This is a genomic window from Ferruginibacter sp. SUN002 (assembly GCF_050611725.1).
GTDB lineage: Bacteria > Bacteroidota > Bacteroidia > Chitinophagales > Chitinophagaceae > Ferruginibacter.
In genome coordinates this window covers 179,925-193,514 of record NZ_JBODJB010000001.1, presented here as the reverse complement: position 1 = coordinate 193,514, position 13,590 = coordinate 179,925, and the positions used below count along the sequence as shown (strand labels likewise).

At 36.3% G+C, this 13,590-nt stretch carries 9 protein-coding genes and 2 tRNA genes; 4 read left to right on the top strand and 7 right to left on the bottom strand.

Going from position 1 to position 13,590, the window contains the following annotated elements:
• Positions 1-54 precede the first annotated feature (54 nt).
• From dnaA to ACQ33O_RS00800, 4 genes are all read left to right on the top strand, one after another.
• Complete coding sequence (gene dnaA / locus ACQ33O_RS00815) at positions 55-1,491, top strand: chromosomal replication initiator protein DnaA (RefSeq protein ID WP_430993641.1); 1,437 nt, start codon at positions 55-57, stop codon at positions 1,489-1,491.
• A 235-nt stretch (positions 1,492-1,726) separates the two neighbouring features.
• Positions 1,727-1,815, top strand: a tRNA-Ser gene (locus tag ACQ33O_RS00810).
• Between the two features lie 35 nt (positions 1,816-1,850).
• Positions 1,851-1,925: transfer RNA gene (locus ACQ33O_RS00805), tRNA-Pro, on the top strand.
• Positions 1,926-2,189: 264 nt separating this feature from the next.
• Positions 2,190-5,957, top strand: coding sequence for a DUF3857 domain-containing protein (locus tag ACQ33O_RS00800; protein WP_430993640.1), 3,768 nt, complete (start codon positions 2,190-2,192; stop codon positions 5,955-5,957).
• 108 nt (positions 5,958-6,065) lie between these two features.
• Here ACQ33O_RS00800 and ACQ33O_RS00795 read toward each other — a convergent pair whose 3' ends face one another.
• The 7 genes from ACQ33O_RS00795 to ACQ33O_RS00765 all read right to left on the bottom strand — a co-directional run bounded on the left by ACQ33O_RS00795 (position 6,066) and on the right by ACQ33O_RS00765 (position 13,586).
• A complete protein-coding gene (locus ACQ33O_RS00795) occupies positions 6,066-6,284 on the bottom strand; it encodes a hypothetical protein (protein ID WP_430993639.1) in 219 nt (72 codons plus the stop codon).
• Between the two features lie 91 nt (positions 6,285-6,375).
• A complete protein-coding gene (gene sucD / locus ACQ33O_RS00790) occupies positions 6,376-7,251 on the bottom strand; it encodes a succinate--CoA ligase subunit alpha (RefSeq protein ID WP_430993638.1) in 876 nt (291 codons plus the stop codon).
• Between the two features lie 228 nt (positions 7,252-7,479).
• Positions 7,480-8,289, bottom strand: a complete 810-nt coding sequence (locus ACQ33O_RS00785) for an ABC transporter ATP-binding protein (protein WP_430993637.1) — start codon at positions 8,287-8,289, stop codon at positions 7,480-7,482.
• 63 nt (positions 8,290-8,352) lie between these two features.
• Positions 8,353-8,703, bottom strand: a complete 351-nt coding sequence (locus ACQ33O_RS00780; protein WP_430993636.1) for a four helix bundle protein — start codon at positions 8,701-8,703, stop codon at positions 8,353-8,355.
• A gap of 130 nt (positions 8,704-8,833) precedes the next feature.
• On the bottom strand, positions 8,834-9,571 hold the full coding sequence (locus tag ACQ33O_RS00775; RefSeq protein ID WP_430993635.1) for an MlaE family ABC transporter permease: 738 nt from the start codon (positions 9,569-9,571) through the stop codon (positions 8,834-8,836).
• 124 nt (positions 9,572-9,695) lie between these two features.
• Positions 9,696-12,038 (bottom strand): NADP-dependent malic enzyme, encoded by a 2,343-nt coding sequence (locus ACQ33O_RS00770; protein WP_430993634.1) that lies wholly within the window; start codon positions 12,036-12,038, stop codon positions 9,696-9,698.
• 177 nt (positions 12,039-12,215) lie between these two features.
• Positions 12,216-13,586, bottom strand: a complete 1,371-nt coding sequence (locus ACQ33O_RS00765) for a hypothetical protein (RefSeq protein WP_430993633.1) — start codon at positions 13,584-13,586, stop codon at positions 12,216-12,218.
• Positions 13,587-13,590 lie beyond the last annotated feature (4 nt).

Sequence of the window (13,590 nt, the reverse complement as noted above, 5' to 3'; positions counted from 1 at the left end):
ATTTTAGCAATTTTCAGGAATATTTTACTCAACATATAAAGCGCTTAAGGAATAATGGATAAAGTTTTTGATAAAGTATGGGCTAACTGTTTGGATATAATCAAAGACATCGTAGAATGGCAACATTTCAAAACTTGGTTCGAACCGATAAAACCGGTTGCATTAAAAGATAAAGTTTTAACCATTCAAGTACCAAGTCAGTTCTTTTTTGAGTATCTTGAAGAGCATTACATAAGTTTGCTTGCTAAAACTTTGAAAAGAGAATTAGGCAAGGAAGCTAGATTGGAATATCGCATCATGGTTGATAGCGGTAATAGCAAGAACAAACCTTTAACAATGGATATCCCCGGTCAACAGGGATTTAAATCTTATTCAAACAACGAAATGGATTTTCCTCTAGTAATTAATAATCCTGTTAAGAACCCATTTGTAATTCCGGGTCTTAAAAAAATGCAGATCGATCCGCAACTCAATAATGCATATACTTTCGATAGCTTTATTGAAGGAGATTGTAACAGGGTTGCCCGTAGAGCCGGTAAAACGGTTGCAGAAAAACCGGGAGGTACTTCGTTTAACCCGCTTGTTATATACGGTGGAGTAGGATTAGGTAAAACGCATTTGGCACAAGCCATCGGTAACGAAGTAAAACGCATTCACAGCAACAAAGTAGTGTTGTATGTAAGTTCAGAAAAATTCATCAATCAATTTATAGATCACGGACGTAACGGAGCTATCAACGATTTCATCCATTTTTATCAATTGATAGATGTCTTGATTATTGATGATGTGCAATTCTTCAGCAGGGCAGAAAAATCGCAGGATGCATTCTTCTCAATCTTCAATCACTTACATCAAAGTGGAAAACAATTGATCCTTACCAGTGATAAACCACCAAAGGATTTAGAAGGTGTACAGGAACGACTGTTAAGCCGTTTCCGTTGGGGTTTAAGTGCCGATCTACAATCACCCGACTACGAAACCAAGATTGAAATTTTGGATAGAAAAATGAAGAGTGATGGATTGGAAATGCCGAAAGAAGTAGTGAAGTACATCGCTTATAATATTAACAGTAATGTACGTGAATTAGAAGGCGCATTGATCTCATTATTGGCACAATCTTCGCTGAATAAAAGAGAAATCGATTTGGAATTGGCAAAGAAAGTACTACGCAACTTTGTAAAATCCTCGAGCAAGGAAATTACAATTGATACCATTCAAAAAATGGTGTGTGATTACTTTGATGTGCCTTACGATAAACTACTTCAAAAAACACGTAAACGTGAAATAGTACAGGCTCGTCAGATAACAATGTTCCTTGCAAAAACGTTCACTAAAAATTCATTAAAAACAATCGGCGAACATTTTGGCGGTAGAGATCACACTACAGTGATTCACAGCTGCCAAACGGTTAAAGACCTAATGGATACCGATACTTTATTTAAAGAAAGTGTGGTCGAATTGCAACAAAAAGTGCAATTGGCTGCCATGTAAACCTAAACGATCTAAACGCATTTGAAGTCCAAACCATACGGTTTGGACTTCTTCTTTTTGACCGACTTTGGTACTGCTATTTGGCTGCATTGGCGTCGCACACTTCTACATTTTATCCTTATTCAGCAATACTTTCGGGATTTACAAAAATTATTTCTGCATATTTTGCATTTAGTTTTGGGTATTACGTAGTGGATTAGTATTTTTGCAACCCCTAAGCAATTAGGGCAGGTCAGGAGAGGTGCCTGAGTGGCCGAAAGGAACGGTTTGCTAAATCGTCGTACGGGTTAAACTGTACCGTGGGTTCGAATCCCACCCTCTCCGCAAAAAGCATTTGACTTAAAGAAGATAACCAAGTTCGGGATGTAGCGTAGCCCGGTTATCGCGCCTGGTTTGGGACCAGGAGGTCGCAAGTTCGAATCTTGCCATCCCGACACAACAACCCAGCCCCGTCAATTAAATTTGATGGGGCTTTTTGTTTGAGGTTCTAAACGCAAATTTTCATAGGGTAATGTCGCGATTTATGTTGTCAGCGTTTTTTAAAAATGAATATTAGATTTTAATTGCTTGTGTAATAATCACTTTTAACTTATAAGCTCGCTGTTTTTTAACATTTATATTTATATTGCCCATCTATTAGAACATCCTTTTGTATCAACATTAGATTGAATGCACCACTTAATTAAACCAACGTAAACATGAAACTTAAAAGCTTTTGCTTACTAAGCCTTTTATTTTGTGCCCAAACTTTATTTGCTCAGAACAGTAGCTATGAAAAAGCCTGGCAGGCTTTAAATGACAATAAAAGAGCAGAAGCAGAAAAATTATTAGAGGAGGCCAAAAAAGATCCGGCCACTGCTACCGATGCATATATTACAAATGTTTACCTGCAAACCTATAATGGTAAAGAAAAGTATATAACAGACTTTGGCAATTCATTTTATAAAAAAGCAAGCAATCCATATCCTTACATATACGCTTTATGGTTTAATGAAGCAACACTGGGTAATTATGGAAAGAAAGATCAGGAAAATCAATTAAGTCTGATAGAGGATTTAACTGTTGACCAAAAAGCCCCCGGTACTATTGTAGCTGCGGCTAATTATCAAAGGGCATTGCATTCATTATATTCTAACGAATTTGATCATATACAAAAATATTATGACAAAATAGGTAGCATTAAAAGTTGGCAATATGTAGGGCCATTTGAAAATATATCTAAAAGCGGTTACTTTAAAAATTTTGGTCCGCTTGAACATCCTGAAGAAACAGCAGTATTCAAATCTTCGAATAATGCCGATATAAAATGGTTTACACCTCCTTTTGAAATTAAGGATGGCTGGATACCACTCAGCTATCCTGTTAAAAAATCAACTGCAGTTGTATATGCACAAAATTTTATTACATCAGATAAAGAGCAAACTATTTTTTGTAATGTAGGATTTTCGGGTTCAATAAAAGTTTGGATCAATGATGAACTGGTTATAGCTGAGTCAGATGAAAAAGTTACAGAGATGGATGCTTACACAGTGAAATGTGATCTGCAAAAAGGAGTGAACAGAATTTTAGTACAGTTGGGTTATACAAGTACTAGTTACCCGAATTTTTGTGTAAGGTTTACAGATGAGTATTTGAAACCGATACCCGGTATAACAGGAAGCTCAAAATATGCTGCATATCCTAAAAAGGGATCCGGTGAAACTAAACATGATATCATACCACATTTTGCTGCTGCATATTTCAATGAAAAGATCAATCAGCAACCGGATAATTTGGTAAACTATCTTTTATTAACAGATGTTTATCTACGTAACGGCAAAATAATTGAAGCAAGAAATCTCATCAACACTGCCATTAAAAAAGCCCCGGATAATGCGATACTGAAAATAAAATTAATAGAGATATTAAATAAAGAAGATAACAGGACACTTGCACTTGAAGAAATTGAAAAGATCAAGCAAGTTGACCCTGAGAGCTTGGCAATGCTTGACCTGAACATTAAAGATTATTTCGACAATGAAAAATATGAAGATGCAGCAACAGAGCTTCAGAAAAGAATTGATCTGCATGGTGAAGACCAAAGCACAGAAGCGTATCAATTATTGTTGTTGATACATGATAAGAAATACGAAGAGATGATCAAAGCAGCTGAGAAGATGTACAAAAAATATCCTTCTAATTCTAAGTTCGTTAGCATGATGTACAACATTAAGAAAGATGTTTACAAGGATAATAAAGGAGCGATGAAAGTTTATGAAAACTATCTGAAAGATAATTTTCACTATGATGTATATGAACAATATTCTTCAGCATTGGCAGATCAAGGGAATACAAAAAAAGCCATTGAAATAAAGCAAAAACTGATAGACTTATTCCCGTATGATTCTTATCAATATTACGATATGTCGAAAGAGTTTTATATGACCAAACAATTCGATAAGGCTGAGTCATATGTTAAAACAGCGATTTCTCTTGCACCTTATACGGAAAGTTATTGGGAAAAACTGGGTGACATAAAAATGGCAGAAGAGAAAGAATCTGAAGCTATTGATGCATACAATCGCTCTTTGCAATATGACCCGAATCAGTATTCTATCATAAATAAATTAAGAAAACTGAACGGCAAATCTGAACCGTATAAACTTTTTAAAGAAATTGATATTGATAAAACGATCAAGGATGATAAAGAAGATCAGGCAAAAAATACTGACTACGGCTATTACTATATTCTTGATCAAAAAGATGTGATCCTTTATCCGGGTGGTGCATCTGAGGAATATTATACGATCATTTTAAAGATCACCAACGATAAAGGTGTTGATAAATATAAAGAGTCATCTATCGGTTATGATAATTCGCAAGATCTTTTGATAGAGAAAGCTGAAGTGATAAAGAAAAATAAATCGAGGATAGAAGGTGAAAGAACAGGGAATGAGATTGTGTTCACGAATCTTGAAGCCGGCGATGTACTTGTGTTCAAATACCGTTTGCAACGTTATGTATATGGAAGATTTGCAAAAGAGTATTGGGATAAATATATTTTCGGTGGTCAAATATATTCTGCCATAACAAGGTATAATTTGTTAGTGCCTTCGAATCAAAAAATACAATATGAATTCGCCAATTCAACTATTAAACCTGTTGTAAAAGATATTGAAGATTTTAAACAGTACAGTTGGGAAATGCTTGATCCGGAACCGCAAAAAGATGAGCCTTTAATGCCTGAACTGGGAGATGTTGGTACATTATTACATATATCCACTATAAGTACCTGGAAGGAAATTGCTGACTGGTACAGTGATGTTGCACACAATAGGGCGGAAGAAGATTTTGAGATAACGAATCTGTATAAAAAATTATTTCCTGACAGTAAAAAGTTGATGACGCAATATCAAAAAGCAAAGATCATTTATGATTATATAGAAGCCAATATTCGTTATAGCTCGGTTTCTTTCAGACAAAGTGCATATGTACCGCAACCAGCTGCTACCACTCTAACAACACGTTTGGGAGATTGTAAAGATCTTTCGAGTTTGTTTGTAACGCTTGCAAAACTTGCAGGTATCAACGCTCAAATGGTATTGGTAGATACAAGAGATAACGGAGAAAAGGATATTCTTTTACCAAGTGTTGAATTTAATCACTGTATTGCTAAAGCAATGCTGGATGGTAAGCCTTATTATATAGAGCTTACTGATAACTATTTACCATTTGCAAGTTTACCTAATAACTTAACAGGCGGGGCCCTTATTTTAGAGATACCGGAAAAGAACAGTGCGGTGAAATCAGAACTGCAGGTATTGAATCCGGTTAACAGAGGAAAAGATATCATTAAAAGAATTGTAGATATTAAGCCGATTGACAATGATTTGAATGTGAGTGTTAGAAGCGTTAAGTATGGCAACCCAACTTCAGGAATGAGAAATGATTATTTGCATCAGGATACTGAAAAGCAAGCAATAGCGATGGAGAAAATTGTTGCCGGCAGTTATGTCAACAATGTAAAACTCGATAAGATAAAATTTGATGATCTTGCTCCGTTGAATGATTCCGTAACATATAGCTATAGCTACAAGGTTAAGAATGAGGTTGCAGAAATAGGCAGTTTAAAAACTTTCAGAATTAATTATCCCGACATAGTTGCCTCGTTGGGTAGTTTTTCTGCTGAAACACGTTCTTACCCTATTGAGTACTGGCGCTACGAGGAAATTGATACTTACGAAACGATCGTAAACATTACTGCTCCTGCAGGTAAGAAGTTTGTAGAATTACCTACATCGGAAACTTTAACGATGAATGATATGAAGTTTACGCTTCAGTACACTTTAAAAGCGCCTGACAAACTGGTGGTTACTAGAAAATTCACCAGTAAGCGTAAGAATATTCCTGCAAGTGATTACGCTACGTTTAAATTATTTTTTGAAAAGATCGTGAAAGCAGAGCAGAAGTTTATTGCGTATAAATAGAGCACTTTAATAGGCTTACCAATAAAAAACTCCTTCAAATCTGAAGGAGTTTTTTTATTGACTGACTTGTCATTCTATGTGAATAATACCGTATAATACTGCATTGTGTTACTTGATCTTACTATCTATGCTGGAATTGATAGCAACTGAGCTATTGGTATCGGGAAATACAATGCTGTCAACTATAAATGTAAGTTTCAGTTTTTGCTTATGTTTTTTAACTTTTACTTCTTTATACGCATCGAATCCAAATTCTTCGGAAGGGTACAGTTGTGCAGTTGTTGTTTGAGATAGAAAGGCTATTAATCCCATTAAAAATATTTTCATTAAATCTTTTTTACGAAGATGATGGATTATATTTTATTCCATAAAAAAATCCCCTCTAATTTGAAGGGATTTTTTAGCTATGTATAGGTTATTATTTTTTAATTGCTTCTGCCATTGTTTTACCAATGTCTGCAGGACTTGCAACAACGTGTATACCACATTCTGCCATGATCTTCATTTTAGCAGCAGCTGTATCATCGGCACCACCAACGATAGCACCTGCATGACCCATACGACGGCCCGGAGGGGCTGTTTGACCTGCGATGAAACCTACAACAGGTTTTTTATTACCGGTTGATTTGATGTACTTAGCAGCTTCAGCTTCCATGCCACCACCAATTTCACCGATCATTACGATAGCATCTGTTTCAGGATCGTTCATGAATAATTCAACGGCTTCTTTGGTTGTTGTACCAATGATCGGATCTCCACCGATACCGATCGCTGTACTAATACCTAAACCAGCTTTTGCAACCTGATCTGCTGCTTCGTAAGTAAGTGTACCAGATTTTGATACGATACCGATTCTACCTTTTTTGAAGATAAAGCCCGGCATGATACCTACTTTACATTCTTCGGCAGTTATAACACCCGGACAGTTTGGTCCGATCAGCCTTGTAGTTTTTCCTTGTAAATAATTTTTCACTTTCACCATATCCTGAACAGGAATACCCTCAGTGATACATACCACCAATCCAATTCCTGCGTCAGCAGCTTCCATGATCGCATCAGCAGCGAATGCCGGTGGTACAAAAATGATACTTACATCAGCGCCGGTGGTTTTAACAGCATCTGCTACAGTATTGAAAACAGGTTTATCCAAGTGAGTGCTGCCTCCTTTACCCGGGGTAACGCCACCAACCAGGTCGGTGCCGTATTCGATCATTTGTGTTGCATGGAAAGTACCTTCTGTACCTGTAAAACCCTGTACAATAATTTTAGACTTTTTGTTTACCAGAACTGACATAAGCTTTTTTAAGATTTATCGATTGGTGAATTTTATCGTTAACGTCGGCAAAATTAAGCCTAAATGTTTGAGTAGAAAAGAGAGATTTTGGATTAAATGTGGGAACGTTCCCGAGCCGAATTTTAGGGAGTAGCGGCAAAAGGAGCTTCAAGGGACAAGCATGCAGCATCTAACCTCTTTGCTTCTCCCTTGAGGCTTGTAGCTTGTGGCTTGTATTTAGGGCTGAAGCTATTTAAGTAGCTCGTCCATATTCCTTTCATCACTGATCTTACCTGTGGCTTCGAGCATACGCATTTCTTTTGCATCTTTTAAAAATTCTGATGCAAAAATGAAGGCATTGAGGCGTTCGTTTTTGGAGAAGATGATCTCTTTGTTATTGCCTGCCCATTCTTTTTGACCTTCGTACATATAAAGAATGTTTTCACCGATTTCCATTACACTGTTCATGTCGTGGGTATTGATGATGGTGGTCATATTGAACTCTTTGGTGATATCGTATATTAATTTATCGATGACCATTGATGTTTGAGGATCGAGACCGGAGTTAGGCTCATCACAGAATAAATATTTTGGATTTAGAACGATGGCTCTGGCAATACCCACCCTTTTTTTCATACCACCACTGACTTCGGCAGGATATTTTTTATGAGCATCTTTTAAATTGACTCTTTCTAAAACTTCGTTCACACGTTTTTGTTTTTCAGAATGATTCAGTTTTGAGAACATATCCAAGGGGAACATTACATTTTGTTCAACGGTCATACTATCAAACAGTGCTGAGCCTTGAAATAACATGCCTATTTGCTGACGAAGTTCTTTTCTGTTTTCTTCAGTCATATCAGTAAAGCTAGTTCCGTCATAAATGATCTCTCCCTGGTCGGGTTCAAATAAACCAACCAAGCATTTTTGTAAAACTGTTTTTCCGCTACCGCTTGTACCAATAATGAGATTACACATGCCTGTTTGCATGATGTGGCTTACGTCATTGAGTACACGTTTTTCTCCGAAACTCTTCTCGATATTTTTAAATTCAATCATTGTTTTTAGTAGCCTCAAGCTGCAAGCCACAAGGGACAAGCCTGCTTTTCTTTTGTGGCTGTATTATACTAGTTTACTTATTAAAGCAGTTAGCATTTTTTGAATCTCAATACAAATGTCAATAAAAATTTCACATTGGGCTTTTTCATTTGGATAAATCTCAATTATAGCTAATAATATCGTTTCAACTTCATAAGAACTTCCTAAAGCATTGTCTAAAAATATTTTCTTATGTGCATTGGTTGCTTTAGCACTTCCTTCTGCTATATTTAAAGGTATTGAAAAAGCTGCTCGTCTTAGTTGTGAACACAATTCATACCTTTCTTTTGCTGGCAATTTTCTGCAATGTTTGTGACAATCTATTGCCAGACGGAATCCCTTTTGCCAAACGATTAATCTTTTAAAATCTTTCATTCTATACGTTTTAGTTAATAACGAATAGAATAAGGTTTGGAATAGCTGCAAGTTACAAGTGGCAAGGGAGAAGTAAAGAGGATTGTTGCATTATGATTGTCCCTTGTAGCTTGTGGCTTGAAACTGCTATCTAGAGCAACAACGCCGCCAAAATATAATCCGCAAATAATATCATCACACAACTTACTACTACACTTTTTGTACTACTTCTACCAATTTCCAATGCCCCACCTTTTACATTGTAACCATAATAGGCAGGAATGCTGCTGATGATAAATGCAAAAGTGTAGGCCTTAGCCAACGCAAAAAATACATTGTATGAAACAAAACTCTCCAACAAACCCTTATCAAATGTATCGGTAGACAAAATGTTGGATGCGGATCCGGCAAAACGACCGCCCCAAATGCCTAATACCATTGATAATACAACCAACATTGGGATCATGATCAATGCAGCTAGTATTTTAGGCATTACTAAATATGCTTTTGTATTGATGCCCATAATTTCAAGAGCATCTATTTGTTCGCTTACTCTCATGTTGCCTAACTCGCTGGCAATTTTACTGCCCACAACACCTGCTAAAACAATACAAACAAGGGTAGGGGCAAATTCAAGAATAACCGTATCTCTAACAATTTGTGCAATGGTACTTTTCGGAATTACGGGACTGACCAATTGATACGCCGTTTGAACCGCACTTACCGCACCCATAAAAACAGAAATGATGGCAACAATACCAATAGACCGAATGCCTATTTCTACACATTGATGCATAAATTCTTTCCAATACATTTTGTAGTTCTCCGGTTTGGAAAACATGCCTTTGATCATTAAAATGTAACGGCCTATGTGGGTGAAAAGGGTCATTCTTTGCTAATTTGCTAATGTGTCTATTCGGTTGAAAACAAAATTACTGATTGAATACTATATTTCTTTACAATTTTTGAATTGTTATATCAGCACATTAGCACATCGGCATATCAGTACATTCTTAAAGGTCATGAGATGTTTTTTTAAATCTGGTCCAGCCTTTTATTTTTTTAATAACCTCAGGTGTATTCGATTTGTTTTTCATTTGTGCATCTACAACTGCAATTAGCACCATATTAAAGATAGAACGGATAGAGCTACCAAGCTGCAATACATGCACCGGTTTTTTCAATCCCATCAGTATTGGTCCGATAGAATCGGCCCCACCGACTTCCTGTAAGAGGTTATAAGCAATATTACCTGCCGCCAGATTAGGGAAGATCAATGTATTAACTTCACCATCTAATAATTCTGTAAACGGATAATTTTCTTTCAGAATTTCTTTGTTGAATGCTACAATGCCCTGTACTTCACCGTCACAGATCAAAGAAGGATCTTTTTCTTTTACGATCTCTCTGGCTTTACGCACCAATATAGCTTCCGGCGAATCGCTACTACCGAAATTAGAATAAGAGAGCATCGCAATTCGTGGTTGTACACCGAACATTTTTACTTGATTGGCTGTGAGCAATGTTATCTCTGCCAGTTCTTCTGCCGTTGGGTTGAAGTTAATGGTGGTGTCTGCTAAAAATAAAGGACCTTTTTTGGTGAACATGATATACATTCCTGCAATATGTTTTACACCTTCTTCGGTACCGATGGCATGTATAGCAGGTCGTATTGTATCAGGGTAATTACGTGTCAGCCCACTGATCATGCAATCGGCATTACCGGTTTCTACCATCATGCAACCAAAATAATTTCTGTCTCTTAAAAATTTATTAGCCTCATGTCTGTTTACACCTCTGCGTTGACGTTTTTTGAAGAATAATTCTACAAATTCTTTTCGCATCTCTTCCGACTTATCTCCTTTAGGGTTGATGATCGGCATATCATCAATGTCAATACCATTTTCTTTGGCAATTTGAATGATCCTGTTTTCATCGCCTAATAAAATAGGATAAGCAACACCTTCTTCCTGTGCCAGTTGAGCAACTTTTAAAATTTTGATATTTTCAGCATCTGCAAAAACAACTCGTTTAGGATCTCTTCTCGCTTTACTGCCGATGGCTCTGCTCAATTGATTGTCTAATCCCAATCGTTTATTCAATTCCAGTTCGTATGCATCCCAATCTGTAATTGGTTTCTTAGCAACACCACTTTCCATAGCAGCTTTTGCAACAGCCGGGGCAACGGTGGCCAATAAACGAGGATCAACAGGTTTTGGAATTATATAGCTTGGTCCGAAAGTTATTACCTGATCGTTATATGCAAGGTTAACAATATCGGGTACAGGTGATTTCGCCAATTCAGCCAAGGCTTTTACTGCAGCCAATTTCATGGCTTCATTAATGGTAGTAGCTCTAACGTCTAAGGCACCACGAAAAATATAAGGGAATCCTAAAACATTGTTTACCTGATTAGGATAATCGCTACGGCCGGTAGCCATGATCACATCTTTACGTGCAGCAGTTGCATCCTCATATGTAATTTCAGGATCAGGGTTGGCCATTGCAAAAATGATCGGATGCTTTGCCATACTTTTTACCATATCCTGTGTAACTACATTTCCTTTACTCAAACCAATGAATACATCAGCATCTTTAAAACCTTCGGCTAATGTGTATGATTTTGAAGTGGAGATGAATTCTTTTTTTATATCATCCAGGTCTTCTCTGCCTGCATGTATCAATCCTTTGCTATCGTAAACTTTTATGTTTTCTTTTTTTGCGCCAAGGCTGATATACAATTTCATACAAGAGATAGCCGCAGCGCCTGCACCATTCACTACTATATGTATTTTGTCAATTTTCTTTTTTTGTATTTCAACGGCATTCAATAATGCTGCAGCAGAAATGATCGCAGTGCCATGCTGATCGTCATGCATCACAGGGATTTTTAATTGCTCCTTTAATTTTTGTTCAATATAAAAACATTCAGGTGCTTTAATATCTTCTAAATTAATACCACCAAAAGTTGGCTCCAGCGCTTTTACGATCTGTACAAATTTCTCTGGATCGGTTTCATTGATCTCAATATCAAATACATCTATATCTGCAAATATTTTGAAAAGTACACCTTTACCTTCCATAACAGGTTTGCCTGCTTCGGGGCCGATATTACCTAATCCCAAAACAGCGGTACCGTTACTGATCACACCAACTAAATTTCCTTTAGCAGTGTATTTGTACACCTCTTCAACATTGGCAGCAATTTCCAAACATGGTTCTGCCACACCGGGTGAATATGCTAAGGAAAGGTCTCTTTGTGTTTTGGCTTCTTTGGTAGGAATGACTTCAATTTTTCCGGGTCTGCCTTTGGAATGATATTCTAAGGCCTGTTGTCTTCTTAATTCTTTTGACATCTTTATTATAGTTCGTTAATATTTTTTTGTTACAAGCATTTGAACTCTGTTCAACATCGTTGCGTCGCAATCCTTTCATCGGCATTGCTACTATTTAACTTTTATTAAAGCGTAGTATACAGCTTTTTACTTTGTCAAATGAGTTTATGAAGGTACAAAAAACTATCTTAAGCGGCCTTATTTAAAAGAGAGTAAAAATGGCTTGTTTTTGACCTTATTTGTGATGGTTAGATTGAATTTGAGATTTCCCGTATCATTTTTTACTAAAATATTCGCAGACTCTATTTTACTGAGCAATTTTGAAAAAGATTCAGGTAAGTATTTTAAAAGATCTGCAGGTATCTTATTAGGATCAGCTGTTAAATATGCAATACATTTTACATGTTCGTTATAAGTGGGGAGGCTATAATTATATGAAGTAAGAGAAAGTAAATGCGGATTGGTAATAGCGTATGTTTTTACAAAAGGGATCGATACAAAGAGATTTTGATCATTATTCAATTCTAGATTCTTATTTTTTTTCCAGTAATCAATAAGCCCTGAAAAATCTTCTCCGGTTACATTAAAACTAAAGCTAGGTTCCTGAATGGTGTTAACTACAACTTTTTCTATCTTATTAAAGTCATCATCATATTCATAACTGATTGCAGAATCGATCTTAGTTTTTATTGCTGCAATATCAAGTTGATAGTTTTTATTGGACCGTACAAAGAGCGAATCAACATCGAAATTGAGGGCTGTAGAAACGCCGGATTTATTTTTATCAGAAATTGATCCCGGCACGCCGAAAAATGGCATTTGTGTAAATCCTAAACTTAGTATTGATTGATTGTTGTATTTAAAATCCTCTTCTGTAAAATTATATTTGTTATCTGGCTTTGTTGATGCATCAACAGTAACAGCTCCATTTTTAAAATTACCATTAAAGAGTACTGATCGCAAAGGAAGGTTTTCATTTTCTACATATAATGAAAAATGATTGGGTGCATCTACGATTTTTTTTAGCGTTGCTTCAGCTATGTACGTTTTCTTTTCAAAAATTTCATTTGCTACTGACCGAATCAAATTTTTATCCTTTACTGCAATATTACCAATCAGAACCTGATCCTTACTTTTAATAATATCAACTCCAAGTTTGGTAGAAGCGTATTGAAAAAAACCATTTACCGATTCTCCACTATGAAACTCATTTTCAGCCAACATACTATTGAAGTCTTCTTCATCTGAAATATCTAACACTGTGTAGAAGGCAGATGCAGGTTGTCCTTTGCAATGAAAAATAAAAATATAATCAGGTATTTCTACCGCCTTTTGCCAGCTACCTTTTTTCTTTTTTCTTGATTTAAAAATAGAGTTCAGGTTCCATTCGCCGGGGGTGGTTAGATAATAAGCAAGTATTGTATTGGCATTTCGTTTTACATCAATTGACAATACAGCGTCGGCACTTACGGCAATGGTTGTTTTACTGTAAGTTTTGTAAAACAACAAGTACCAGCCAAAGAGTGCCAAAGCCACTGCAATAATCAAAAACCATTTACGCTTACTCATTTGT